Origin of the sequence: Nocardiopsis ganjiahuensis DSM 45031 (assembly GCF_000341085.1) — a bacterium.
GTDB classification, from domain to species: Bacteria; Actinomycetota; Actinomycetes; order Streptosporangiales; family Streptosporangiaceae; genus Nocardiopsis; species Nocardiopsis ganjiahuensis.
In genome coordinates, this window is the sequence record NZ_ANBA01000018.1 from 201,361 (window position 1) to 226,487 (window position 25,127).

The following is a 25,127-nucleotide window of genomic DNA, read 5'->3' on the forward strand; positions in this document are numbered from 1 at the left end:
GAGCGCGCACATGAGTTCTGAGGACCTGGAGAAGTACGAGGCCGAGATGGAGCTCCAGCTCTATCGCGAGTACCGCGACGTCGTCGGCCTGTTCGGCTACGTGGTGGAGACCGAGCGGCGTTTCTACCTCACCAACCACGTGGACCTACAGCCCCGCTCGACCGAGAACGGGGAGATGTACTTCGAGGTCGTGATGGAGGACGCGTGGGTCTGGGACATGTACCGTCCCGCCCGCTTCGTGCGCAACGTACGTGTGGTGACGTTCAAGGACGTGAACGTCGAGGAGATCACCAAGTCCGATCTCGAGATGCCCCCGACCGACGGCGGCCCGCCCACGGACTGACCGGACGGTCGGGACGACCGTCCGAAGACGCGCGGGACGGCACGGATCCCTGTCGCCACCCGTTGTCGGACCATGTCACCCCTCAACCGAAAAGCTGACCGGGGCGGCCCTCCCCGAGCCACGGACGTGAACTCGTCCCGGGGATGGGCCGCCCTTCGGCATGCCCGGCGCCGGGAGCCGTCCTCAGGAAGTGGGGCCGGGGGAGGACGCAGGGGGGCCGGGGGAGTTATCCACAGGAAAAACTGACCCCTGGTGCGCCGGGGGCCGATCACCGACCGTTGAAACGGGAGGTGGTCGCCGGTGGATCGGTGGGCCGAGTACCGAGGGAAGCTGGGACGCCGCGGCGAGGAGCTCGCGGCGGCGTACCTGGAACGGGCCGGGATGCGGGTGGTGGCCCGCAACTGGCGGGCGCCCGGCGGGTCCGGGGAGATCGACATCGTGGCCAGGGACGGTCCGGTCCTGGTCGTGGCCGAGGTCAAGACCCGCACCTCGCTGCGGCACGGCCATCCGGTGGAGGCCATCACCGCGCGCAAGCGGCGCCGCCTGCGCGGACTGGGCCGCCGCTGGGCGGAGCGGCACCGCTGCCCGCGGTCCCCGCTGCGGATCGACGGGGTCTGCGTACTGGTCACCGGCGGCCGGGTGTTCGTCTCCCACGAACGGGGGATGGCCTGATGTCGCTCTCCCGTACCTACTGCGTCACCCTGCTGGGCGTGCAGGGGCACATCGTCGAGGTGGAGGTGCACCTGGGCGGCGGTGACCCCGGGGTCACCCTGGTGGGGCTGCCCGACGCCGCCCTGCGCGAGGCCCGCGACCGGATCCGCGCGGCCGTGGCCAACAGCTCCGAGAGCTGGCCCAGCGGGCAGATCACCATCAGCCTGTCCCCGGCCAGCCTGCCCAAGTCCGGCAGCCTGTTCGACCTGGCCATCGCGGGCGCGGTCCTGTCCGCCGCCGGTGAGGTGCCCGTGGACCGGCTGGCCGACAGCGTGCTCATCGCCGAACTCGGCCTGGACGGCCGGGCGCGCCCCGTGCGCGGGGTGCTGCCCGCCATCGTCTCCGCCGCCGAACAGGGGTTCAAACGGTTCGTGGTGGCCGCGGGCAACGCGGCCGAGGCCCGCCTGGTCCCCGACGTGGAGGTCACGGCGGTCGCCGACCTCGCTCAGCTGTGCGACTGGCTGCGCGGGGCGGAGGTGCCGCGGCCTCCCGACCAGGAGCCGGACCCGGCGGCCGCGGCGCCGACGGATCGAGGCCCCGACCTCGCCGACGTGCTGGGACAGCCGGTGGCACGGCGGGCGGTGGAGATCGCCGCCGCGGGCGGCCACAACCTGATGATGCTCGGCCCGCCGGGTACCGGGAAGAGCCTGTTGGCCGAGCGCCTGCCCACGGTGCTGCCCGCGCTCTCCCCGGCCGAGGCGCTGGAGGCCACCGCGATCCACTCGGTGGCCGGACTGCTCCCGCCCGGCGCCCCGCTGGTCACCGTGCCGCCCTTCGCCGCACCGCACCACACCTCCAGCCGGGCCTCGATCATCGGGGGCGGCCACGGGAACCCGCAGCCGGGATGGGTGTCCAAGGCCCACCACGGCATCCTGTTCGTCGACGAGGCCCCGCAGTTCGGCCGCGGGGTGCTGGACTCACTGCGCGAACCCCTGGAGCGCGGTGAGGTGGTGATCGCCCGGGCCTCCTCCACGGTGGCCTTCCCCGCCCGGTTCCAGCTGGTGATGGCGGCCAACCCCTGCCCCTGCGCCAAACCGGGCAACCTCTGCACCTGCCCGGCCGGCGAGCGGCGCCGGTACTTCTCCCGGCTGTCCGGACCCCTGCTGGACCGGATCGACCTCAAGGTGGAGCTCCAACCGGTGGCCCGGGCCGAACTGCTGGCCGACCGGGCCTTCGCCGAGTCCTCGGAGACGGTGGCCGCCCGGGTGGCGCAGGCCCGCGACCGGGCACGGGAACGACTGGAGCACACCCCGTGGAACACCAACGCGGCCATTCCCGGGGCCCGGCTGCGCAGGGACTTCCCGGTGGAACAGGCGGCGCTGCGGGTGCTGGGCCGGGCGATGGACCGGGGACAGATCAGCGCACGCGGCGTGGACCGCGCCCTGCGGGTGGCCTGGACCCTGGCCGACCTCGCGGGCCGGGACCGCCCGGGTGAGGAGGACACCGCCTACGCCTACGCCCTGTGGTCCGGAAGGGCGTGGTGACGGCGGTGGATACGTGGGGTGCCGCGGTGCCCGCGGCGGCGTCGGCGCCTGGCGGGCGGTGTGTCGGGAAGGCGGCCGGAGACCGGAGGGCGGGGTCGTCGAGAACGGCGGGTCGGCCGAGTGCCGGAGGGGCGGCCGGGCGGAGAGGCGAACGCGTGCGGCGGGTTCGGGAGTGGGTTCGGTGGGACGGGACGGCGGGGAGGACGGGTGGAGGACGAGGTACGGGCGCGGGTCGGGCTGACGGCGGTGGCGCCGCCGAGCGACCAGTGGCTGGGGAAGATGGTGGCCCGGCTGGGGGCGGCGCCGGTGTGGGAGGCCCTGGTGTCGGGGGCGCCGCCGCCGACGGGTGGGCGGACGCTCTCGGAGGGCCTGCTCCGGCAGTGGCGGAGGTGGGCCGAACGCTCCGGGGAGGTGGCCCCGGACCGGTTGCTCGACACCTCGGCGGAGGCCGGGGTGCGGTTCGTCGCCCCGGGCGACCCGGAGTGGCCCGGGCGGCTCGACGAGCTCCCCGGCGGGCGGCTCTGCTACGGACTCTGGGTACGGGGCCGGGGCGACCTGCGCAACCTCTGCCTGCGATCGGTGTCGGTGGTGGGTTCGCGTACCGCCACCTCCTACGGGCTGCACGTGGCCTCGGAGCTCTCCTACGACCTGGCCGGCCGCTCCTTCACGGTGGTCTCCGGCGGGGCCTACGGGATCGACGGGGCAGCGCACCGGGCGGCCCACGCGGCGGGGAGCACCGTGGTGGTGCTGGCCTGCGGCCTGGACGTGGACTACCCGCGCGGGCACGCGGGGCTGTTCGCGGACCTGGTGGCCAAGGGGGTGCTGGTCAGCGAGTGGCCGTTGGGACACACGCCGCGCAACCCGGACTTCCTGGTCCGCAACCGGCTGATCGCCGCCCTCACCCCCGGCACGGTGGTGGTGGAGGCGGGCAGGCGCAGCGGGGCCCTGAACACCGCCACCCACGCCACGGACCTGAACCGGGTGCTGATGGCGGTACCCGGCCCGGTGACCTCGCTGATGTCGGTGGGATGTCACCGCCTCCTCCGCGAGGGCCGGGCGACCTGCGTCACCCGCGCGGACGAGGTGGTGGAGCTGATCGTGCCGTTGGGCGAGGCCGACCCCGAGGAGACGGGACCCCTGGAGGTCCCGGCGGACCTGGACCGGGGCACCGCTCAGGTGCTCGCGGCGGTCACCCGCCAGGGAGTGGGTCCGGCCACCGTGGCGGCGAACAGCACCGGGAACATGGAGAGCACGATGCGGGCGCTGGGGATGCTCGCCGCCGCCGGACTGGTGGAACGCTGCGCCGCAGGATGGCGCCGCCCCGCCCGCCGTCCCAAGGGCAGGTCCGTGCGCTGAACCGACCGGTTGCCCGCCTGCCGCGGGGAGGGGCGCCGCGCTGCCGGGGGAGACCGGTCGTCGTGGTGGAAGGGGGGCGTCGGGCGGATGGGGAAGACCGCGCCCGCACCGGGAGGAGGGTTCAGGGACGGATGAGTCGGCGTCGGCCGTGTTTTCAGGGTCTTTCGAGCCAGCGCCGGCCAGACAATCAGGGCTTTTCGAGCCAGCGCCGGCCAGACAATCAGGGTCTTTCGAGCCAGCTGCGAGCGAGCCACCAGGCGTTCACCGCGCCCAGCGGGGTGGCGGGGTCGATGCCGGTGGCCTCGGTGAAGCGCTGGATCCGGTTGCGCACCGTGTTGGGGTGCACGAACAGGCGGTTCGCGGCGCGCGCGGCGTCCCGGTCCTCCTCGAACCAGGCGCGTACGGCCAAGGCCACCGGTTCGGCGCCCGGTCCGAGGGAGTCCCACGCGGTGCGGTGGTGCTCCAGCAGGGCGGCGGCCAGGTCCGGGCGTTCCACGACGGCGGCCAGAGCGGCGACGTCGGCGATGTGCACGAGGCCGGAGCGGCCGGTGGCCTCGGCAGCGGTCAGTGCGGCCACGGCCTGGTCGCGCAGGGTCGCGAGGTCCCCGGGGCCGGCCGGTCCGGCGGCCCCGACGGGCCACCTGGACCGGGCACGGGGTTCACGGCCGCCGATCCACACCTCCAGGCCGTCGATCACGGCGGAGAGCGGGGCCGCTCCGGCCCCCTCGACGCGGCGGCTCCGGGCCCGGCTCGGGTGGGGGAGCGGCTCGCGGCGGACCGTGACCCACAGCCCCTCCGCGGGCAGACGGGCCTCGGTCGCGGCGAGCGCGGCGGCCGAACCGCCCTCCAGCAGACGGCGGACCAGGACGGAGGTGTGGTCGGCGGTACGGACGAGGTCGGCGCGGGTGGTCCGGTGCGCGGTGATGAGCCGGGAGCGGACCGCGTCGGCCCAGTCGCCGTAGAGCTCACGGGCGTCCAGCAGGGGTTCGGCTCCCACACCCTCCGCGGCGGCCGCGGCCCGGACCCGGGACCAGATGGCGCGTTCGGAGACGTGGATGGCGGCGAGGACGGCCTCCACCGGGACCCCCTGCCCGGCCCGGACCACGGCGAGTTCCTCGACGAACGACAGCTCCGCCTCGGTGGGGCCGCGCCGGGCGGTCACCGCGCGGATGGCAGCGGCCATCAGGGCCCGGGTGTGCCCGGTCATGTCCGCGGGCGGCAGGACGGCGACCTCGTCGACCGCGGCCCGGGCCCCGGCCACCACGGAGGAGAGCAGGTCGTCCTCGCTCACGACCCGCTCGACCAGGTCGACGAGGCGGGACCAGCCGTCGGGGGGATGCACGCCCCCATGATGCTCCGGGTTGTGACCGGGCACAATCCGGGGCGCCAAGACAAGGGCCGGGCACAGCTCTCCAGGGGCTCTGCGCTCCTACGCTTGGTGTTCCCCACGACAACCGATGGAGCCCCCCATGGACCACCCACCCCGTGTCGCGGTGATCGGAGCCGGTGCGGCGGGGCTCGCCGCGCTCAAGGCCCTCTCCGAGGTCGGGGCGGAAGCGGTCGGCTACGAGAGCGGTGACCGGCCCGGCGGCCTCTGGGACCGCGACAACAGCAGCGGCAGGTCCGCCGCCTACGCCTCCCTGCACCTGAACACCAGCAAGGGGCGCACGGAGTTCGCGGACCTCCCGATGCCGGGGGAGTGGCCGGACTACCCGTCGGCCGAGCTCGTGGCGGGCTACCTGGCCGACTACGCCCGGTTCTTCGACCTCGACCGGTACGTCCGTTACGACACCTCCGTGGTGGCGGTGGAACGGGAGGAACCGGGAGGGCAGGCGCCGGGGGAGGCGGTGTGGGCCGTCACCACCGACGAGGGGGACACCGAACGTTTCGACGCGGTGGTGGTCGCCAACGGCCACAACTGGGACCCCCGCTGGCCGGACCCCGGATATCCGGGTACCTTCACCGGCGAACAGGTCCATGCGCACGAGTACCGCGTGGCCGAGGTCTTCCGGGACCGCCGGGTCCTGGTGGTGGGCACGGGCAACTCCGCCATGGACATCGCCGTGGACGCGTCGTACGTCTCGCGCGGGCCCGTCCTGCTCTCCGCCCGGCACGGGGTGCACATCGTGCCCAAGTACCTGTTCGGCCGCCCCTCGGACGCCACCGGGGGAGCCCTGGCCGCGCTGCCGTGGCGGTTGCGCCAGTGGATCGCCCAGACCATGCTCGGGCTGGCCGTGGGCGGCCCCGAGCGCTACGGGCTGCCCGCGCCCTCCGGCGGCCTGTTCCAGAACCACCCCACCATCAGCGACACCGTCCACCACCGGCTCACCCACGGCGAAGTGGTCGTCCGACCGGGGATCGAGCGCCTCGACGGCGACCGGGTGCACTTCACGGACGGCGGTTCCGACCGGGTGGACACGATCGTGTGGGCCACCGGCTACCGGGTGAGCATCCCGTTCCTGTCCGAGCGCTGGCTGGGCCCGGACCCCGAGGCGATGCCGCTGTACAAACGGGTGTTCCACCTGGACGACCCGAGCCTGCTCTTCGTGGGCCTCATGCAGTCCACCGGCGCCGCGTTCCCCGTGGTGGAGGCCCAGGCCAAGCTGGCCGCCGCGTACCTGTCCGGCGCCTACGCGCTGCCCTCCCCGGAGCGGCAGCGCGCCGCGGTCGGGCGCGCCCACCGCGCCGCCGTCCGTCGGTGGGGGCCTGACAAACGTCCGATGATGCGGGTGGACTTCGACCGGTACGTCGCCGACCTGCCCCGCGAAACCGCTGCGGGGGCCAGGCGGGCCGCGAACCCCACGGCCGGGACCGGCTCCCGCCGGGACAAGGAGAACGCAGTATGAGCACCCCCCGACTGCTGAGGGAGGTCATCGCCGGCGGACGCCGGGACGCCACCCGGATGCGGGTCGTCGTCACCGGGGCCTCCGGGACCTTCGGCCGTGAGCTCTGCGCGCGCCTGCGGGACCTGGGCGCCCACGTGGTCGGACTGGACCTGCGGCCGCGCGAGGACGACCCCGTCGAGGTCCTGGCCTGCGACATCACCGACGACGTCGACGTCACCGCCAAGGTCGCGGCCGCGATCGACCGGCTCGGCGGACTGGACCTGCTGGTCAACAACGCCGGGATCGGCGGACCGGCCCCGGCGGAACTGCCCCCGGGCGAGGAGGCGCGGCGCCAGTTGGAGATCAACCTGCTCGGTGCCTGGCGGGTCTCCGCGGCCTGTGTGCGCTTCCTGGTCCGTTCGCGGGGGCGCGTCGTGATGGTCTCCTCCCGGATGGCCGTCATGCAGCTGCCGCTGGCCGCCGCCTACGGAGCCTCCAAACGGGCGCTGGTCGCCTACGCGGACGCGCTGCGCCTGGAGCTGGCCGGGCACGCCCACGTCACCTGCGTCTACCCGTCGGCGGTGCGCAGCCCCATCCACGACTCCACCGCCGAGGCCGGGCTGTCCCTGGAGGGGATGAGCGCCTACGAACCCCTGGAGGGGGTCGTGGACACCGTGCTGCTGGCCGCTCTGGCCCGGCGTCCGCGCCGCGACCTCACCACCACGAGGAAGGGCACGGTGGAGTTCCTCCTCGCCCGCCACCTGCCGGCGGTCACCGACCGGATCGTGGCGCGCACCCTGGCCGGACGGGTCAGAGCGGGGGTGTTCGACGGTGCTCCGCTGGCCGCAGGGCTGGTGGAGCGGGAGCGGGACCGGGAGTGAGCCGCGGACCGGAAAGGCACACGCACCGGTGTGGAAGGGGCGCGGGTGCGGTACCGCCCAAGGGATACCCGGACCGAGGTCTGGGTACGGTTCCGCTATGGCCAAACCGTACAGTGACGCTCTTGTGGCCGATGGTCCCCTCCTGTTCGTGTCCGGGCAGTCCCCGGAAGCCCCCGACGGCGGCGTCGCGGGTGACGCGGGCGGACAGACCCGGCAGATCTTCCGCAACATGGAGGCCATCCTGGCCCGGCACGGGGCCGACCTGAGCCACGTGGTCAAACTGACCTACTACCTCCGCCACATCGCCGACCTCGACGAGTTCCGCGCCGCCCTCCTGGACTCCCTGCCCGGAGACCACCGCCCGGCGGCGAGCCTCGTGGAGGTCAGCGGCCTGGTCAACCCGCGCTTCCTGGTGGAGATCGACGCCATCGCCTGCCTGCCCAGGGAGAACGCTTGACGGCCCCCGAACCGCCCTCCGGGGTTCTGGAGCGTTTCGCCGAGCACCTCACCGGTGAGCTGGGGCGGTCGCCGCACACCGTACGCGGCTACCAGGCCGACCTCAGATCCCTCCTCCAGGACCTCGACAGCCGCGGCCACACCCTGGCCGACCTCGACGTCCCGCTCGTCCGAGCCTGGCTCTCCCGGGCCCGGGAGGCCGGAGCGAGCCGGTCCACGGTGGCCCGCCGGGTGGCGGCGGTCCGTGCCCTCACCCGCTACCTGTACCGCGAGGGGGTCCTGGCCACCGATCCCGGACCCCGCCTGGCCGCACCCAGCCAGCAGCGCGCCCTGCCCGTCGTCCTCGACGAGGGGCAGGCCGCCACCGCCCTGGAGGGCCGCGCTCCGGAGACCCCGGTGGAGCTGCGCCGCCACGCGGTGGTGGAGCTGCTCTACGCCACCGGGATCCGGGTCGCCGAACTGTGCGCCCTGGACCTGGCCGACCTCGACCGCTCCCGGAACACCGTCCGGGTCCTGGGCAAGGGCGACAAGGAGCGCACCGTTCCGGTGGGCCTCCCGGCCCTGGACGCCCTGGACGCCTGGACCGCACGGGGACGGCCCGGGCTCGCCGGCCCTGTCGGCAGGCCCGACAGCGCGGGCGCCCTCTTCCTCGGGGCCCGGGGAGGCCGCCTCGGCGTCCGGCAGGCCCGTGAGGACGTGCACGCCCACCTGCGGGCCGTCAGCCTGGACAGCGCCCCGCACGGTCTGCGGCACAGCGCCGCCACCCACCTGCTCAACGGCGGGGCGGATCTGCGCAGCGTCCAGGAGTTCCTGGGCCACTCCAGCCCGCGCAGCACACAGATCTACACCCACGTCTCGGTGGACCGCCTGCGCTCGGCCTACCAGCAGGCCCACCCCCGGGCCTGAGCAGCCTGTGCCCCGTACGTCCTGAGCACCGGGTGCGGAGCTCAGGGCGCAGGGCCGATCGCGGCCCCGGCGACCGGACGGGGTTGCCACGAGCCCGCGAGGTGCGCGCCCCGCGAAGGGCTCGACCCGCGTGCACCTCTCGCACCGCGTGCACCTCTCGCACCGCGTGCACCTCTCGCGCCGCGTGCACCTCTCGCGCCGCGTGCAGCGGCAGCAGCCGGACCTCACCGCGCCCCACCAGTCCGAGGGGGTCGAGGTAGGCGGTGCCGCGCAGCAGGCCCCAGTGGAGGCAGGGACGAGCGGGGCAGTGCCGGGGCTCGTCGGCCAGGGTGCCCAAGGGCCGGTCCCCGACCGGATCGCCGCGGGCGACGGTGGCGTCCACCGGGAGGTAGGTCGTACGCAGGTCGCCGTGAGAGACGCTCACCACGCCCACACCGGCCACCCGGCCCGCGAAGTGGACCCGGCCGGGGCCCGCCGGATGGACCGGCTGCCCCGGTTCGGCGGCCAGGTCCACCCCCAGATGACCCGGGAGCCAGCGTTGATCGGGAGGGTCGAAGCGGCGCAGGACCTCGACCGGAGGGTCCACCGGCCAGCGCCACGGGCCTGAGGGGGAGGTCGCGGAAAGGGCGGTTCGGTGTGGGAAAACGGGGAACAGCAGGAGCGAGAACGACAGCAGGAGGTGCCAGATGCGGCGGTGGCTCATGTATCCAGAATGCGCCGAGCGGCCGCCCTTCGCCAGGCTCGATCCGGACCTGTGGACAACCCTCCCCGCGGTCCGCGCCCGCTGCCCGCCGGCGTCCCCGCGCAGCACCCTTCGACGGAGCCCCGCCCCTCGGGCGATGTCCCTGGACACGAGGCTGTTCCGTGGTGTGTCCGACGGAGGATAGAATCATCTGTGGCCCGTTGGGCCAACCCACAATACGCACGCCCACGCGCTTCCTCCGGGAAGGGCCGCACCCACGGTCCACACCGCTTCGGCGGGGTGGCGGTACGGCCGGGGCGTCAGGACCAACCGACGGCGGAGAAAGCATCCGCCACCGCAAGGAGGACCAGGTCATGGCCACAGTCGTGACAATTCGCCAGCTCCTGGAGAGCGGCGTCCACTTCGGGCACCAGACTCGTCGCTGGAACCCCAAGATGAAGCGCTTCATCTTCACTGAGCGCAACGGCATCTACATCATCGACCTCCAGAAGTCGCTGGCGTACATCGACCGCGCCTACGAGTTCGTCAAGCAGACGGTCGCCCACGGTGGCACCATCCTGTTCGTCGGCACGAAGAAGCAGGCGCAGGAGGCCATCGACGAGCAGGCCCGCCGCGTCGGCATGCCCTTCGTCAACCAGCGTTGGCTGGGCGGCATGCTCACCAACTTCTCCACCGTGCACAAGCGGCTCCAGCGCCTCAAGGAGCTGGAGGAGATCGACTTCGACGACGTCGCCGGCTCCGCGCTCACGAAGAAGGAGCTGCTGAACCTTCGCCGTGAGAAGGACAAGCTCGACCGCACCCTCGGCGGTATCCGCGACATGTCCCGCGTGCCCAGCGCCGTGTGGATCGTGGACACCAAGAAGGAGCACATCGCGATCAGCGAGGCCCGGAAGCTGAACATTCCGGTCGTCGCGATCCTCGACACCAACTGCGACCCGGACGAGGTCGACTACCCGATCCCGGGTAACGACGACGCCATCCGCAGCGTCAGCCTCCTCACCCGCGTCGTCGCCGACGCCGTCGCCGACGGCCTCATGGTCCGCTCCGGTGCCTCCGGCGCGACCGAGGAGAAGGCCGCCGAGGAGCCCCTGGCCGAGTGGGAGCGCGAGCTCCTCGAGGGCAAGAGCGAGACGGCTGCCGCCGAGGACGCCGCCGAGCAGGCCCCCGCCGAGACCGCCACCGTGGCTCCGGCCGACGAGGTCGCTGCCGAGGCTCCGGCCGAGGTCACCGCCGAGGACTCCCCGGTGGACGCTCCCGAGCAGGCCCCCGAGGCTGTCGAGGTTGCCGAGGCTCCGGCCGAGGACAAGGCCGCCGAGTAGTCAGCGGTCCCTTCCGGGAAACCGTCGTCTGTGCGCCGCCTCGCCCCTCGTGGGCGGGGCGGCCCGCGCGGTACCTCCCCCGGGCCGTTCCACTTCCAGATCAGACTTCACTCCAAGGGAATCGCGAGAACAGTCATGGCGAACTTCACCGCCGCGGACGTCAAGAAGCTGCGCGACGCGACCGGCGCCGGCATGATGGACTGCAAGAAGGCCCTGACCGAGGCCGACGGCGACTTCGACAAGGCCATCGAGGCCCTGCGCATCAAGGGTGCCAAGTCCGTCGACAAGCGCGCGGACCGCACCGCCGCCCAGGGCATGGTCGTCCTCAAGCAGCAGAGCGAGGGTAAGGCCACCCTCATCGAGCTCAACTGCGAGACCGACTTCGTCGCCAAGAACGACGGCTTCATCGCGCTGGCCAACGAGGTCGCCGACTTCGTCGTCGCCCAGGACAGCGACGACATCGCCGCCGTCGCCGCCGCCGAGATCGAGCCGGGCAAGAGCCTCCAGTCCTACATCGAGGGCAAGAGCGCCATCATCGGCGAGAAGCTCGAGTTCCGTCGCATCGCCAAGTTCGACGGCGCCTTCGTCGCGAGCTACCTGCACAAGTCCGACCCGGACCTGCCCCCGACCATGGGTGTCCTGGTCGAGCTGGACAAGAAGGACGAAGAGGTCGGCAAGGACCTCGCCCAGCAGATCGCCGCGCTGGCCCCGCAGTACATCAGCAAGGACGACGTCCCCGCTGACGTGGTGGCCAACGAGCGCCGCATCGCCGAGGAGACCACCCGCGAGGAGGGCAAGCCCGAGCAGGCGATCCCCAAGATCGTGGAGGGCCGCCTCAACGGTTACTTCAAGGACGTGACGCTGCTCGGTCAGCCGTTCGTCAAGGAGAACAAGAAGACGGTCCAGAAGGTCGTCGACGAGGCCGGCGTCACCGTCAAGCGCTTCGTCCGCTTCAAGGTCGGCCAGGCCTAGGGGCTTTGACATGATGGAGGTGCCGGGGAGACTTCTCTCCCCGGCACCTCTTGGTGGATATGGGCGGGTTCGGGGCGCCGTGAGCCCCGGCCGCCCGCAGCAGGAGCACTCGGGGGACCCTGTGCCACTCGGGGACAACAAGGGAGGCCACAGGCCGTGTCGGAGAACGAAGCGATGAACACCGCACCCGCCATGCACGATTCCGGTTGGAAGCGTGTCATGCTCAAGCTCTCGGGGGAGGCTTTCGCCGGCGGGGGCGGGCTCGGTATCGAGCCGGAGGTCGTCCAGTACGTGGCGGAGTCCATCGCCGAAGCGGTCTCCGAGGGCATCCAGGTCGCCGTCGTCGTCGGCGGCGGCAACATGTTCCGCGGCGCGCAGCTCACCGAAGGCGGGATCGAGCGCGGCCGCGCCGACTACATGGGGATGCTCGGTACCGTCATCAACTGCCTCGCCCTCCAGGACTTCCTGGAGCGCCTGGGCGTGGACACGCGTGTGCAGACCGCGATCCACATGAGCCAGGTCGCCGAGGCGTACATCCCGCGCCGCGCCATCCGCCACCTGGAGAAGGGGCGCGTGGTCATCTTCGGTGCCGGCCTCGGTGCGCCGTTCTTCTCCACCGACACCACCGCCGCCCAGCGCGCGCTGGAGATCGGCGCCCAGGCGGTCCTCAAGGGCACCCAGGTCGACGGGGTCTACGACGCCGACCCGCAGCGCAACCCGGACGCGGTCAAGTTCGACAAGCTCAACTACAACGAGGTCCTCACCCGCGGCCTCAAGGTCATGGACGCCACAGCCGTGAGCCTGTGCATGGACAACGGTCTGCCCATCGTCGTCTTCGACCTCATGAGCCAGGGCAACATCCTGCGCGCCGTCCGCGGTGAGAAGATCGGCACCATCGTCGGTCCGATCTCCGCCTAGACGGCGGACAGGTCGGCCGCGACACCAAGCCACGAACACCCAGCCGAGAACCCGGGAGCGTCCACAATGACCGAAGAAACCCTTCTCGAGGCCGAGGAGAAGATGGAGAAGGCCGTGACCGTGGCGAAGGAGGACTTCGCGACGATCCGCACCGGCCGTCCCACCCCGGCCACCTTCAACAAGATCACCGTCGACTACTACGGTGCCCGCACGCCGATCAACCAGCTGGCCTCCTTCTCGGTGCCCGAACCGCGGATGGTCGTCATCTCCCCGTTCGACGTCAGCGCGCGCACCGAGATCATCAACGCGATCCGCAACAGCGACCTCGGCGTCAACCCGTCCGACGACGGCCAGGTCATCCGCGTGGTCTTCCCGGACCTGTCCGAGGAGCGCCGCAAGGAGTACGTGAAGGTCGCGCGCACCAAGGCCGAGGACAGCAAGGTCTCGATCCGCAACGTGCGCCGCCGTGCGAAGGACAGCTTCGAGAAGGCCGTCAAGGCCGGTGAACTGGGTGAGGACGAAGCACACCGCGCCCAGGCCGAGCTGGACGAGCTCTCCCAGAAGTACGTCGCCGCCATCGACGAGCTTCTGAAGCACAAGGAATCTGATCTTCTCGAGGTTTAGCCGGTGAGCACACCTTCCAAGGGCTCCGGAGGCGATGACCACTCGCCGGAGCACAGACCCGACGACATTCCCCCGTCCGAGGCGGACGACCCCGCCTCGGACACGGCCGCCGGGCAGCGCTTCGTGCTGCACAAGCCGGGAGGTGAACCGGTCAAGACCGGCCGCAACCTCCCGGTGGCCATCGCCAGCGGGTGCGCCCTGGGCGCGCTCGTCTTCTTCTCGGTCTTCCCCTGGCCTCAGCTGTTCACGATCATCACCTCCCTGGGGGTGCTGATCGGCCTCCGCGAACTCAACCGGGCCTTCGGCGGCAAGGGCGTGGCCCTCGCCGTGGTCCCGTTGGCCGTGGGCGGCGTGGCCATGCAGGCCGGAGCCTACTTCGGCGGGGCGGACTGGCTGGCGGGGATCACCGCCCTCACCGCGATCGCCTGCCTGGCCTGGCGGTTGAGAGGAGGGGCGGAGGGGTTCGTCGCAGACGCGTCGGCGAACCTGTTCGTCCTGGTGTACCTGCCGTTCCTGCTCGCCACGTGGATGCTGCTCATCGCACATCCCGAGGACGGCCAGTACCGGCTCGTGGTGTTCATCGTGGTGACGATCTCCAGCGACATCGGCGGCTACTTCGCCGGGATCCTGCTGGGCCGGCACAAGATGGCACCGGTGATCAGCCCGAACAAGACCTGGGAGGGCTTCGGCGGTTCCGTGGTGGGCTGCGCGGTGGCGGGCGCGCTGTGCGTGACCCTGCTGCTGAACGGCCCCTGGTGGGTCGGCGTGGTCCTGGGCCTGTCCGTGGTGCTGGCGGCCACGGTCGGAGACCTCATCGAGTCGCTCTTCAAGCGCGACCTCGGTGTCAAGGACATGGGCCGGTTCATGCCGGGCCACGGCGGTCTGATGGACCGCATCGACTCGCTGCTCATCGCGGGCCCCGTGGTCTGGGTCGTGCTGAGCCTCCTCCTGCCCTAGGGCCGTGGGAACACAGGAACCGTAGAAGTGAAGGCCGGGCCCCTGGCCTCGTGGCACCCAGCGATGGACTGGGCGCCACGAGACCGGGGGCCTTCGCCGTGCGGGGGATGCCGACGCACGGACGTGTGGATACGCTCGACGGGTGGAAGAACCGTTGATCGAACGAATGCGCGAGTACGGCGAGACGATCTTCGCCGAGATGACGCGCCTGGCCGCCGAGACCGACTCCGTCAACCTCGGACAGGGTTTCCCCGACACCGACGGGCCGAGCTCCCTCCTGGAGGGCGCCACCCGGAACATCATGGCGGGGGTGAACCAGTACCCGCCCGGGCCCGGCCGCCCCGAGCTGCGCCAGGCGGTGAGCCGCTACCGCTCCCGCCACTACGGGCTGGACTTCCACCCGGACTCCGAGGTGTACGTGACCGTCGGCGCGACCGCCGGGATCGCCGCCTCGATGCTGGCCCTGGTCGAGCGCGGGGACGAGGTGGTCGTCTTCGAGCCGATGTACGACTCCTACGCCGCGATGATCTCCCTCGCGGGGGGAGTGCGCCGTCCGGTGGCGCTGCGCCGCGATCCGGCGAGCGGCCGGTTCACCTTCGACCCCGCCGAACTGCGTGCCGCGGTGACCCCGCGCACCCGGCTGATCATGGTCAACTCCCCGCACAACCCCACCGGTACGGTCTTCACCGCGGCCGAACTGGAGCAGATCGCCCAGGTGTGCCGTGAGCACGACCTGATCGCGGTCACCGACGAGGTGTACGAGTTCCTCACCTTCGACGACCGCACGCACGTGCCGCTGGCCTCGCTGCCCGGCATGCGCGAGCGGACCCTGTCGATCTCCTCCGTGGGCAAGATGTTCGCGGTCACCGCGTGGAAGACCGGCTGGGTCACCGGCCCCGAACCGCTGGTACGCGCCGTGCGCACGGTCAACCAGTTCCTCACCTTCTCCGCCAACGGCGCGCTCCAACTGGCGATCGCCGACGCGATGGACCACGAGTGGGAGTGGATCCAGCGCCAGCGGCTCGCGCTCCAGGGCAAGCGGGACCGTCTCGCGGCGGGGCTGGCCGAGGCCGGGTTCGATGTGAACGTGTGCGAGGGCACCTACTTCCTGATGGCCGACATCAGGCCGCTGGGCTACCTGGACGGCGAGGACGTCGCCCGCGCCCTGCCCCGCGAGGCCGGCGTGGCCGCGGTCCCCGCCAAGGTGTTCTACGACCACCAGGAGGAGGGGCGGCACCTGCTGCGCTTCGCCTTCTGCAAGAAGGACGAGGTCCTCGACGAGGCGGTCCGCCGCCTGACCGCCTGGCACAAGAGCGAGAGCTGAGCCGGGCGGCCGGGCGCCGCGTTCCGGGCCCGCGTCGCCGTAGGGCTCAGCCGAGCCTGCGGAAGACCGGGGCGGCCGGGGGAAGCTGCCCTCCGTCCCCGCCGAGCTGCTCGGTGAGCCGGGCCGAGGCGTCGGGCAGGAAGGGCCGCAGCAGCCGGGCCAGCTCCCGGCCGGTCGCCACCAGCTCGCCGAGCACCGTGTCCAGGGCCTCGGGCCCGGTCCGCCCCCGCTTTCCGGGCTCCCCGGCCCGCTCGGCGCGGGCCAGGGCCCACGGCTCGTGGTCGGCCACGTACCGGTTTCCCTCGTCGGCCAGGGCGACGACGGCGCCGGTGGCCGCACGCAGGTCGAAGGCCCGTACCGCCGCGTCCACCTGTTCGGCGGCCCGGACCCGGGCCCGGGCCAGGGACGGCTCCCCGCTCTCGTCGGCCACCCGGGGGACCACCCCGGAGCGGTACCTGGCGACCATGGACACGGTCCGGTTGACCAGGTTGCCGATGGTGTTGGCCAGGTCCTCGTCGTGTCGGACGACCAGGCGCGCCTCGGTGTAGTCGGTGTCGCCGGAGCGGCCGACATCGCGCAGCAGCCACCAGCGCAGCGCGTCGGTGCCGAAGGCCTCGGTGACGGCGACGGGGTCCACGGAGGCGCCCGCCGACTTGCTGATCTTCTCGCCGTCGGCGGTGAGGTACTCGTGCACCAGGACGGTGGTGGGCAGCGGCAGCCCCGCCGAGAGCAGCAGGGCGGGCCAGTACACGGCGTGGAAGCGCAGGATGCCCTTGCCGATCACGTGCACGCGCTGGTCGGCGCGGGTCCACCAGTGGTCGTAGCCCTCGGGATCGGTTCCGTAGCCCGGACCGGTGACGTAGTTGGCCAGGGCGTCGTACCAGACGTAGACCACCTGGCCGGGGTCGCCGGGGACGGGGATGCCCCACCCTGGTGCGCGCTCCACGCTGCGGGAGACACTGAAGTCCTCCAGCCCGGACCTGATGAAGGAGAGCACCTCCCGGCGGCGGAAACCGGGTTCGACGCGCAGCTCACCGGAGGACACGAGGTCGTACAGGCGGTCCTGGTAGCGGCTGAGCCGGAAGAACCAGTTCTCCTCCGCGACCTCCTCGGGGGCGGACCGGTGCTCCGGACACAGTCCGTCGGGGAGCTCCTCGGGGGAGTGGAACTGCTCGCAGCCGGTGCAGTACAGCCCGGTGTAGCTCCTGCGGTACAGGTCGCCGCGCTCCAGGCAGGCGTTCCACAGCTTCTCCACGCCCGGCCGGTGGCGCGGGTCGAAGGCGGTGCGGACGGAGTCGTCGAACGAAAGGCTCAGCGGCCCGGCCAGGTCCAGGAAGCGGCGTGAGACCAGGTCGACGTACTCGGCGGTGTCCAGCCCCGCCGCGCGGGCGCTCAGCACGTTCTTGAGCGCGTTGTCGTCGGTACCGGTCTGCGCCCGGACCTCGTCGCCGATCCCGCGGTGGTACCGGGCGAGGGTGTCGGCCTGGACCAGCTCCAGGGCGTGTCCGACGTGCGGAGCGCCGTTCACGTAGGGAATGGCGGTGGTGAGGTAGTAGCGGCCCATGGTGGGAACCTTTCCGGCCCCGCCGGGCGCCCCTGCCGTCGGGAAGGCCCAGAGGGGCCTTTCCGCGGACGAGGAGTTCAGAGCACGCGGGGAAGGCCGGACGACATCGTCATCCGGCTCGTCATGGTGAGGCACACCCGCGTCATGCCCCGCATGCTACCGCCCCCGGACCGGCCGGGACAGGCGTTTCCACGAGCTCCGCCCGTCCCGGGGCGGGGTCAGGGGGCGGGAGCCTGTCGGCCCCCGGATCCGGCGTCCAGGGCGTCGATGAGGCGTTGTTCGGCGTCCGGGCCCGGCGGGACCCGGGGCAGGCGCCACATGAGGGCCGCTCCGGCGATCCACCAGGCGAGGACCATGGACCACTCGTTGGGCCAGCTCAGGGCGGCGGGCATGCCCGGCAGGTACAGCACGAACAGGCCGAAGGCCAGCACGAACGCGGTGATCCCCACGGGAACGCCCGCGCGGACCTTGAAGGGGCGCGCCATCTCCGGTTCGCGGCGGCGCAGGACCAGGAAGCTCGCGACCACCATCAGGAAGGCGATCACGATGTTGAGGCCGCCCGCGTTGACCAGCCACACGAGCATCGGGCGGCCGAAGAGCGGGGCGAGGGCCGACAGCACGCCGATGAACAGCACCGCGTTGGCCGGGGTGCGGAAGCGCGGGTGCAGCCTGCCGAACCAGGCGGGGAGCATGCGGGAGCGGGCCATCGCGTAGATGAGGCGGCTGCCCCCGATGAGGAAGGCGTTCCAGCTGGTCAGCAGTCCGGCGACTCCGCCGAGGACCAGGAGGTTGCCCATGGCGGCGCTGTTCCACATGGCGGCCATGGAGTCCGCGGAGGCCAGCTCGGAGGTGAGGAGTTCATCGGCGGGCAGGCCGGCGCCGGCGGTCAGCATGACCATGACGTACCAGGCGGTGGCGCAGAAGACCGAGATGACCAGGAGCGAGCCGACCATGCGGTGGGGGAGTTTGATCTCCGAGGCCGACTGCGGGATGACGTCGAACCCCACGAACAGGAACGGGACCGCGACCAGCACCACGAACATCCCGGGCAGCCCGCCGGTGAAGAGGGGTTCCGTGTTCGCGGCGGAACCGCCCGCGAACGCTCCGGTGAGCATGGCGGCACCGGCCGCGAGCAGGAACAGGACGGTGATGCCCTGGAAGACGCTGGCCGGCTTGATGCCCACGTAGTTGAGCGCGGTCATCACCACGGCGCTGATCACGCCGATGGCCACCAGGCTGGTGTACACGTCGTACCCGGCGATCGTCCACAGGTACACGACCCCGATGTCCGGGAACAGGTAGACCAGTGTCTGCGGGACGGCGACCGCCTCGAAGGCGACCACCGAGACGTAGCCGAGGACCATCGCCCAGGAGGCCACGAAGGCGCCCTTGGGGCCGATGGCGCGCATGGCGTAGTGGTGCTCGCCGCCCGCGTGCGGCATGGCGGAGACGAGCTCGGCGTAGGTGAGGCCGACGAACGCCATGATGACGCCGCCGATGACGAAGGCCAGTGCGGCGCCTCCGCTGCCGGCCGCGTCGATGAAGTCGCCGGTGAGGACGATCCAGCCGAAGCCGATCATCGCTCCGAAGGCCAGGGCGAGGACGTCCGCCCTGCCCAGGACCTTGACGAAACCCGGACTGCTGTTGGTCATGGAGGGACTCCCAACGGGTCGTGCCTGTGTCGGGGGACACACGTGTGGGGGCCAAGAGAACACGGGAGGGCCCCGAAGTGAAGGGCCACGCTGTCCAGGAGCGGCGGCCCGGTTGTCCATAGCGGCCGGTGGTGGGGTGATGGGCCCTTTGGGGAGGGAAGAGCGAAAGCCCCGGGACGCTACCTGCGGGCAGCTCCCCGGGGCCTCTGACTGCGAGGGCCTACGGCCCGGTCACCGCTCGGGTTCGAACCAGACCGCGCCCAGCGGCGGCAGGGTGATCTCGGCGGAGAAGGGCTGGCCGTGCCACTCGTGGGGCCGCGCCTCGACCGCGGCCGGCGCCTCGTGGCCGGAACCGCCGAAGCGGGGATCGTCGGAGTTGAGCACAGACGTCCACGGGCCCTCGGCGGGCAGGCCGATCCGCCAGCCGGTGCGGGGCACCGGGGAGAAGTTCACGGCGCAGGCCAGCACCGAGCCGTCCTCGCCGTGGCGCAGGTAGCTGAGCGTGTTCCCCTCGTGGTCGCCCCCGTCCAACCAGCGGAATCCGGCCGGGTCGGTGTCCAGGGACCACAGCGCGGGGCGGGGCCGGTAGGCGTCGTTGAGCGCCTTCACCAGCTTCTGCGTTCCGGCGTGGTGCTCGAACTGGAGCAGCCACCACGGCACCCCGGCCTCGTGCGACCACTCGTCACCCTGGGCGATCTCGCCGCCCATGAACAGCAGCTGCTTGCCCGGGTGCGACCACATGTACGCCAACAGGGCCCGCAGTGTCGCCGCGCGCTGCCACTCGTCGCCGGGCGGCTTGTTGAACAGAGCCTGCTTGCCGTGCACCACCTCGTCGTGGGACAGCGGAAGCACGTAGTTCTCGCTGTACGCGTAGACCATCGAGAACGTGATGTCGTTGTGGTGGTACTTGCGGTGGACCGGCTCCTTCTTCACGTACTCCAGGGAGTCGTGCATCCAGCCCATGTTCCACTTCAGCCCGAACCCGAGCCCTCCCAGGTCCACCGGCTGGGTCACACCCGTGTACGCCGTGGACTCCTCCGCGATCATCGCCACGTTCGGGTTGCGCCGGTAGACCGTGGTGTTGAGCTCCTTGAGGAAGTCGATCGCCTCCAGGTTCTCCCGGCCGCCGAACATGTTGGGCTCCCACTGCCCGGAGTCCCGCGAGTAGTCGAGGTAGATCATCGAGGCGACGGCGTCCACCCGCAGGCCGTCGATGTGGAACTCCTCCAACCAGTACAGGGCGTTGGCGACGAGGAAGTTGCGCACCTCGGTCCGCCCGTAGTTGAAGATCAGCGTTCCCCAGTCCGGGTGCTCACCGCGGCGGGGGTCCGGGTGCTCGTACAGCGACGTCCCGTCGAACCGGGCCAGCGCCCACTCGTCCTTGGGGAAGTGCGCGGGCACCCAGTCCAGGAACACCCCGATCCCGGCCCGGTGCAGCGAGTCCACCAGGTGCCGGAACTCGTCGGGCGAACCGAACCGCGGCGTCGGCGCGTAGTACGACGTGACCTGGTAGCCCCACGAACCGTCGAAGGGGTGGCCCGCCACCGGCAGGAACTCCACGTGGGTGAAGCCCATGTCGCTGACGTACTCCACGAGCTGCTCGGCCAGGTCCCGGTAGTCCAGACCCGGACGCCAGGACCCCAGGTGCACCTCGTACACGCTCATCGGCGCACGGTGCGGCTCCACACCCTTGCGCTCGGCCATCCACTGCTCGTCCGACCACACGTGCTCGGAGGTGGTCACCACCGACGCCGTCGCCGGGGGCACCTGGGTGCGCCGCGCCATCGGGTCGGCCTTGTCCCGCCAGTGCCCGTCGGCGCCCAGGACCTGGAACTTGTACAGGTCGCCGTCGCCCACGCCGGGCACGAACAGCTCCCACACGCCGCTGGAGCCCAGGCTGCGCATCGGGTGCGCGATCCCGTTCCAGTAGTTGAAGTCACCGATCACCCGCACCCCGCGGGCGTCCGGGGCCCAGACCGCGAAGCCCGTGCCCGCGATCTCTCCCATGGGGCTGTCGGCGGTCGTCGTGTTCGCGCCCAGAGCCCGCCACAGCTCCTCGTGGCGGCCCTCGCCGATCAGGTGCAGGTCCAGCTCGCCCAGGGTGGGCGCAATCCGGTAGGCGTCGGCCTCCACCAGCTCGGGCCCGCCCTCCTCGTAGCGGACCGCGATCCGGTAGTCGGTGGTCTTCTGCGGGAGCCGGGCGGCGAACACGCCGCGGTGGCGGTGGGGGAGTCCGACGCGGGTGTTGTCGGGCAGGACGGCGTCCACCTCGATCGCGCCCGGGCGCAGGACCCGCAGGTCACGCCCGTGCAGACCGAGGACGGAGTGGGGGTCGTGGTGCCAGCCGTCCACCACCCGGTCCAGCTCGGCGACCAGTTCGGCGGAGATCCCGGCAGGTGTGCGGGTCCGCGCGGAGGCGGCCTTCGCGGGCGCCGTCTTCCCGGGTGCGGTCTTCTTCGCGGTGCTCTTCGTTCCGCTCGGCTTCGCGGCGCCGGCTTTGCCCGTGCCCGCCTTCGGAGCGGCGGCCTTCTTCGGGGCGGCCTTCTTCACCTCCGCCTTCTCGGCCGGGGCCTTCGCGGTGCTCTTGGCGGTCTTCGCGGCGCTGGTCCTCGCGGTCCTCTTCGGTGCCGTCCTCTTCTCGGAAGGCGCCTTCTTCGCCGCCGCGGGCTCCGCTGCCGCCGGCTGCTCGTCGGCTGTCGCGGACTTCTTGGTTGTGCGCGGTGACAATTCGACTCCGTGGTTGTGGTGATCGGATGGCAGGGAGGGGCGGTGGTCGAGCGGGGGTGCCGGGGTGGCGGCCGCCGTGCGCGAACGGCGGCCGCCCCGGGGACTCAGCCGGGCACCGGCGGTGCTCCGGCTGCGGTGGCGATGGACTCCAGCGGAACGCGGAGCCAGTTGGGTCGGTTGCGTGCCTCGTACAGGACCTCGTAGACGGCCTTGTCGAACTCGAAGGCCCGCAGCACGGTCAGGTGCTTCTCGGGATCGGCCCCGCCGCCGTCGGCGTAGCCCCGGCAGAACGCGTCCCGGTTGCGCTGCGCCCAGGCCCGCGCGGCCCACGCCAGCTCCGGGTCGTCGCCCTGGCCGACCATCAGGTACCCGGCCGCGTAGTCGAAGGAGCGCAGCATCCCGGCCACGTCCCGCAGCGGGCTGGCCAGCCGCTGGCGCTCGCGCACCGAGACGGTGGGCTCACCTTCGAAGTCCAACAGCACCCATCCGGACTCCGGCCGGATGACCTGTCCCAGGTGGTAGTCGCCGTGGATCCGCTGGATGGGCAGTGGCTCGTCCACCCGGGCGAAGTCGGCGTAGGCCTCCATCACCCGGGGCGCGTGCTCGGCCAGCTCGGGCACCTCCGCGCTGGCCATGGCCAGGCGCTCCACCATGGCGTCGGCCAGTTCCGCCGCGGAGGCGGGTGACAGCACGTCGGTGGGCAGGGCCCGGGACAGCGAACTGTGCACCTCGGCGGTGGTCCGGCCGAGCCGGGCGGCCTCGTGGCTGAAGTCGGCCTCCGCCCCCTCCAGCAGGGTTCGGACGTTGGCCGTGGCCAGCACCCACCCGTCCGTGGCGTCCGGCACGAACGTCTGGAGCAGGGCGAGCGTGGTCGGCGTCGAGTGCCCGGACAGGTCCGCTTCGATCCACCCGCACGGGCGCGCCACGTACGGCGACCCCGACAACGCCATGTTGAGCTCCAGGTCCGGGTTGCGCCCGGGCCAGAGCCTGCGGAAGGTCTTGAGGACGTAGTCGCGCCCGTAGACCAGCGAGGTGTTGGACTGCTCACCGGTCAGCAGGCGCCCCGGACCGCAGGTGTTCACGGTGGTGCCGGGCAGCGTGTGGAAGCGCACCCGGCCGCGCCGCCCCGTGTCCTCCTCGGCGGTGAACCGTTCCAGTAGCAGCGCCGTGAGCTGCGGATCGTGCGCCGCGTCGTACACCACCCTGGGGCGGCCGCCCGCGACCTGGCACACGCCGATGGCGGCGCGGGCCAGGTTCGGGGGCAGGGAGCGGGGCGGTCGCGAACCGAGCAGCACCTGGTAACGGGAGCTGAGGCCGCGCTGCCCCGCCTGGACGACGAGCACGTTCAGGTCGGGTCCGCCAGGGCCCGCCGAGACCAGGGTGTACCTGCTCTCGATCTTCACCTGCCGGATCGGGATCCCCTTGCCGGAGAACCATCGTTGTCGGGGTAGCCAGACTGCCAGGAGTTCTTCGAGCTGCGACATCTCAGAGAGGCCTGTATCCCTTCCCGACACCGCCCCCGGAGTGGGTGCCGGACGTCGTGGTGGCCGTGGTTCGGTGACCGGTGTCGAAGGCGTCCCGGGTGCTGACCCCCGCCGCGGGCAGCCCGTAGGAGGGCGCGCCCTCGTGGCCCTCGGTGTGCGGTTCGCAGGTGCGCTCCGGCGGGAGCTGGAACCAGTAGAAGCCGTGGCCGGGGAGCGTGAGCAGGTACGGAAGCTCACCGATCTCCGGGAAGCGCACCCCGCCCACGCACTCCACCGGGCTCACCCCGGCGTAGCGGGACAGGTCGAGCTCCACGGGCTGCGGGAACTTGGACAGGTTGTTCACACAGAGCATGCGGTCGTCCCCGTGCTCCCGGATGAACGCCAGCACACTGGGGTTGGTGGCGTTCAGCTCGGCGAACTCCCCGGTGCCGAACACGGGGTGGCGCTTGCGGATCTGGATCATCCGGCGCGTCCAGTTCAGCAGCGAGCCGGGGTTGGCGCGCTGGGACTCCACGTTGAGCGCCTGGTAGCCGTAGACCGGGTCCAGGATCAGCGGGAGGTACAGGCGGGCGGGGTCACCGGTGGAGAAGCCGGCGTTGCGGTCCGAGTTCCACTGCATGGGGGTGCGCACGGCGTCCCGGTCGCCCAACCAGATGTTGTCGCCCATCCCGATCTCGTCGCCGTAGTACAGGACCGGCGATCCCGGCAGGGACAGCAGCAGCGCGGTGAAGAGCTCGATCTGGTTTCGGTCGTTGTCCAGAAGTGGGGCGAGCCGCCGCCGAATCCCCACGTTCGCACGCATGCGGGGTTCCTTGGCGTACTCGGAGTACATGTAGTCGCGCTCCTCGTCGGTGACCATCTCCAGGGTCAGCTCGTCGTGGTTGCGCAGGAAGATCGCCCACTGGCAGTTGCGGGGGATCTCCGGGGTCTGGGCGAGGATCTCCGAGATCGGGAAGCGCTGCTCCTGGCGCACCGCCATGAACATCCGCGGCATCAGCGGAAAGTGGAAGTTCATGTGGCACTCGTCGCCGCCGGCCTCGAAGTCCCCGAAGTAGTCGACGACCTCCGACGGCCACTGGTTGGCCTCGCTCAGCAGCACCCGGTCCGGGTACAGGCGGTCCACCTCGGCACGGACCCGCTTGAGGAACTCGTGGGTCTCCTTGAGGTTCTCGCAGTTGGTGCCCTCGCGCTCGTACAGGTACGGCACGGCGTCCAGGCGGAACCCGTCGATGCCCAGGTCCAGCCAGTAGCGCAGGACCTCCAGGATCGCCTCCTGCACCGCCGGGTTCTCGAAGTTGAGGTCCGGCTGGTGGGAGAAGAACCGGTGCCAGTAGTACTGGCCGCGGACCTCGTCGTAGGTCCAGTTGGAGGTCTCCGTGTCCACGAAGATGATCCGCGCCTCGTCGTAGCGGTCGTCGGTGTCCGACCACACGTAGAAGTCGCCGTACGGGCCGTCCGGGTCCTCACGGGAGGCCTTGAACCACGGGTGCTGGTCGCTGGTGTGGTTCATGACCAGGTCGGTGATGACACGGATGCCGCGGCGGTGCGCCTCGTCCAGGAGCTCCACGAAGTCGGCGGTGTTGCCGAACTCGGGGAGGATCTTGAAGTAGTCCGAGATGTCGTAGCCGCCGTCGCGCAGCGGTGACTCGTACATCGGCAGCAGCCAGACGCAGTCGATACCGAGCCACTGGAGGTAGTCCAGCTTCTGTACGAGCCCGGCGAGGTCGCCGGTGCCGTCGCCGTTGGAGTCGAAGAACCCCCGGGCGAGTACCTCGTAGAAGACGGCGTGCTTGAACCAGTGGGGGTCACTGGTACCACCGGAGGACATGAGCGGGCCGGTGGCGGCCCCGGTGGCTGGGGCGAGCGGACCGTGTTCGGCGTGTTCGTGGGCACCGGGTCCGGGCTCGTCGTTGCTCATCTA

General features: G+C 71.6%; 20 protein-coding genes and 1 pseudogene. 14 read left to right on the forward strand and 7 right to left on the reverse strand.

Going from position 1 to position 25,127, the window contains the following annotated elements; genetic code table 11:
• The first annotated feature begins 10 nt into the window (after positions 1-10).
• The 4 genes from D458_RS0125585 to dprA all read left to right on the forward strand — a co-directional run bounded on the left by D458_RS0125585 (position 11) and on the right by dprA (position 3,894).
• The gene (locus D458_RS0125585) at positions 11-343 is read left to right on the forward strand and encodes a DUF2469 domain-containing protein (RefSeq protein ID WP_017589564.1); all 333 of its coding nucleotides are present in this window, start codon (positions 11-13) and stop codon (positions 341-343) included.
• A gap of 300 nt (positions 344-643) precedes the next feature.
• On the forward strand, positions 644-1,015 hold the full coding sequence (locus tag D458_RS0125590; RefSeq protein WP_017589565.1) for a YraN family protein: 372 nt from the start codon (positions 644-646) through the stop codon (positions 1,013-1,015).
• Entirely contained in the window at positions 1,015-2,538 is a 1,524-nt protein-coding gene (locus tag D458_RS0125595; protein ID WP_017589566.1) for a YifB family Mg chelatase-like AAA ATPase, read from the forward strand. Before D458_RS0125590 ends, D458_RS0125595 begins: the two co-directional genes overlap by 1 nt.
• 207 nt (positions 2,539-2,745) lie before the next feature.
• On the forward strand, positions 2,746-3,894 hold the full coding sequence (dprA, locus tag D458_RS0125600) for a DNA-processing protein DprA (RefSeq protein ID WP_017589567.1): 1,149 nt from the start codon (positions 2,746-2,748) through the stop codon (positions 3,892-3,894).
• Between the two features lie 220 nt (positions 3,895-4,114).
• Here dprA and D458_RS0125605 read toward each other — a convergent pair whose 3' ends face one another.
• Positions 4,115-5,236, reverse strand: coding sequence for a helix-turn-helix domain-containing protein (locus D458_RS0125605; RefSeq protein WP_017589568.1), 1,122 nt, complete (start codon positions 5,234-5,236; stop codon positions 4,115-4,117).
• A 127-nt stretch (positions 5,237-5,363) separates the two neighbouring features.
• Here D458_RS0125605 and D458_RS34260 point away from each other — a divergent pair, with 127 nt between their 5' ends.
• From D458_RS34260 to D458_RS0125625, 4 genes are all read left to right on the forward strand, one after another.
• Positions 5,364-6,740 carry a flavin-containing monooxygenase gene (locus D458_RS34260; protein ID WP_017589569.1) on the forward strand — a complete coding sequence of 459 codons (1,377 nt, stop codon included), beginning with the start codon at positions 5,364-5,366 and terminating at the stop codon, positions 6,738-6,740.
• Entirely contained in the window at positions 6,737-7,600 is an 864-nt protein-coding gene (locus tag D458_RS0125615) for an SDR family NAD(P)-dependent oxidoreductase (protein ID WP_017589570.1), read from the forward strand. The genes D458_RS34260 and D458_RS0125615 overlap by 4 nt, the downstream gene beginning before the upstream one ends.
• A 97-nt stretch (positions 7,601-7,697) precedes the next feature.
• A complete protein-coding gene (locus D458_RS0125620; RefSeq protein WP_026119681.1) occupies positions 7,698-8,057 on the forward strand; it encodes a RidA family protein in 360 nt (119 codons plus the stop codon).
• Entirely contained in the window at positions 8,054-8,962 is a 909-nt protein-coding gene (locus D458_RS0125625) for a tyrosine recombinase XerC (protein WP_017589572.1), read from the forward strand. Before D458_RS0125620 ends, D458_RS0125625 begins: the two co-directional genes overlap by 4 nt.
• A 307-nt stretch (positions 8,963-9,269) precedes the next feature.
• Here the strand turns inward: D458_RS0125625 and D458_RS35810 are convergent.
• Positions 9,270-9,665 (reverse strand): annotated as a pseudogene (locus D458_RS35810) (peptidoglycan DD-metalloendopeptidase family protein); the annotation flags it as partial.
• 353 nt (positions 9,666-10,018) lie between these two features.
• Here D458_RS35810 and rpsB point away from each other — a divergent pair.
• From rpsB to D458_RS0125665, 6 genes are all read left to right on the forward strand, one after another.
• Entirely contained in the window at positions 10,019-10,984 is a 966-nt protein-coding gene (rpsB, locus tag D458_RS0125640) for a 30S ribosomal protein S2 (RefSeq protein WP_026119682.1), read from the forward strand.
• A 135-nt stretch (positions 10,985-11,119) separates the two neighbouring features.
• Positions 11,120-11,956 (forward strand): translation elongation factor Ts, encoded by an 837-nt coding sequence (gene tsf, locus D458_RS0125645; RefSeq protein ID WP_017589574.1) that lies wholly within the window; start codon positions 11,120-11,122, stop codon positions 11,954-11,956.
• A 174-nt stretch (positions 11,957-12,130) separates the two neighbouring features.
• Positions 12,131-12,874: a UMP kinase gene (gene pyrH / locus D458_RS0125650; RefSeq protein ID WP_040702794.1), complete on the forward strand. Its 744-nt coding sequence runs from the start codon at positions 12,131-12,133 to the stop codon at positions 12,872-12,874.
• Positions 12,875-12,940: 66 nt separating this feature from the next.
• Positions 12,941-13,498: a ribosome recycling factor gene (gene frr, locus D458_RS0125655; protein ID WP_017589576.1), complete on the forward strand. Its 558-nt coding sequence runs from the start codon at positions 12,941-12,943 to the stop codon at positions 13,496-13,498.
• Between the two features lie 3 nt (positions 13,499-13,501).
• Positions 13,502-14,455, forward strand: coding sequence for a phosphatidate cytidylyltransferase (locus tag D458_RS0125660; protein WP_017589577.1), 954 nt, complete (start codon positions 13,502-13,504; stop codon positions 14,453-14,455).
• Between the two features lie 142 nt (positions 14,456-14,597).
• Positions 14,598-15,779 carry a pyridoxal phosphate-dependent aminotransferase gene (locus D458_RS0125665; RefSeq protein WP_026119683.1) on the forward strand — a complete coding sequence of 394 codons (1,182 nt, stop codon included), beginning with the start codon at positions 14,598-14,600 and terminating at the stop codon, positions 15,777-15,779.
• Positions 15,780-15,825: 46 nt separating this feature from the next.
• On the opposite strand, the gene metG is transcribed toward D458_RS0125665, so the two are convergent.
• From metG to treS, 5 genes are all read right to left on the reverse strand, one after another.
• The gene (metG, locus tag D458_RS0125670) at positions 15,826-17,343 is read right to left on the reverse strand and encodes a methionine--tRNA ligase (RefSeq protein ID WP_017589579.1); all 1,518 of its coding nucleotides are present in this window, start codon (positions 17,341-17,343) and stop codon (positions 15,826-15,828) included.
• 218 nt (positions 17,344-17,561) lie between these two features.
• Entirely contained in the window at positions 17,562-18,995 is a 1,434-nt protein-coding gene (locus D458_RS0125675) for an APC family permease (protein ID WP_017589580.1), read from the reverse strand.
• A gap of 231 nt (positions 18,996-19,226) precedes the next feature.
• Positions 19,227-21,371, reverse strand: a complete 2,145-nt coding sequence (gene glgB / locus D458_RS0125680) for a 1,4-alpha-glucan branching protein GlgB (protein WP_394296601.1) — start codon at positions 21,369-21,371, stop codon at positions 19,227-19,229.
• A gap of 455 nt (positions 21,372-21,826) precedes the next feature.
• Positions 21,827-23,206: a maltokinase N-terminal cap-like domain-containing protein gene (locus D458_RS0125690; protein ID WP_017589583.1), complete on the reverse strand. Its 1,380-nt coding sequence runs from the start codon at positions 23,204-23,206 to the stop codon at positions 21,827-21,829.
• A 1-nt stretch (position 23,207) separates the two neighbouring features.
• Positions 23,208-25,124, reverse strand: a complete 1,917-nt coding sequence (gene treS / locus D458_RS0125695) for a maltose alpha-D-glucosyltransferase (RefSeq protein WP_017589584.1) — start codon at positions 25,122-25,124, stop codon at positions 23,208-23,210.
• Positions 25,125-25,127: the final 3 nt, after the last annotated feature.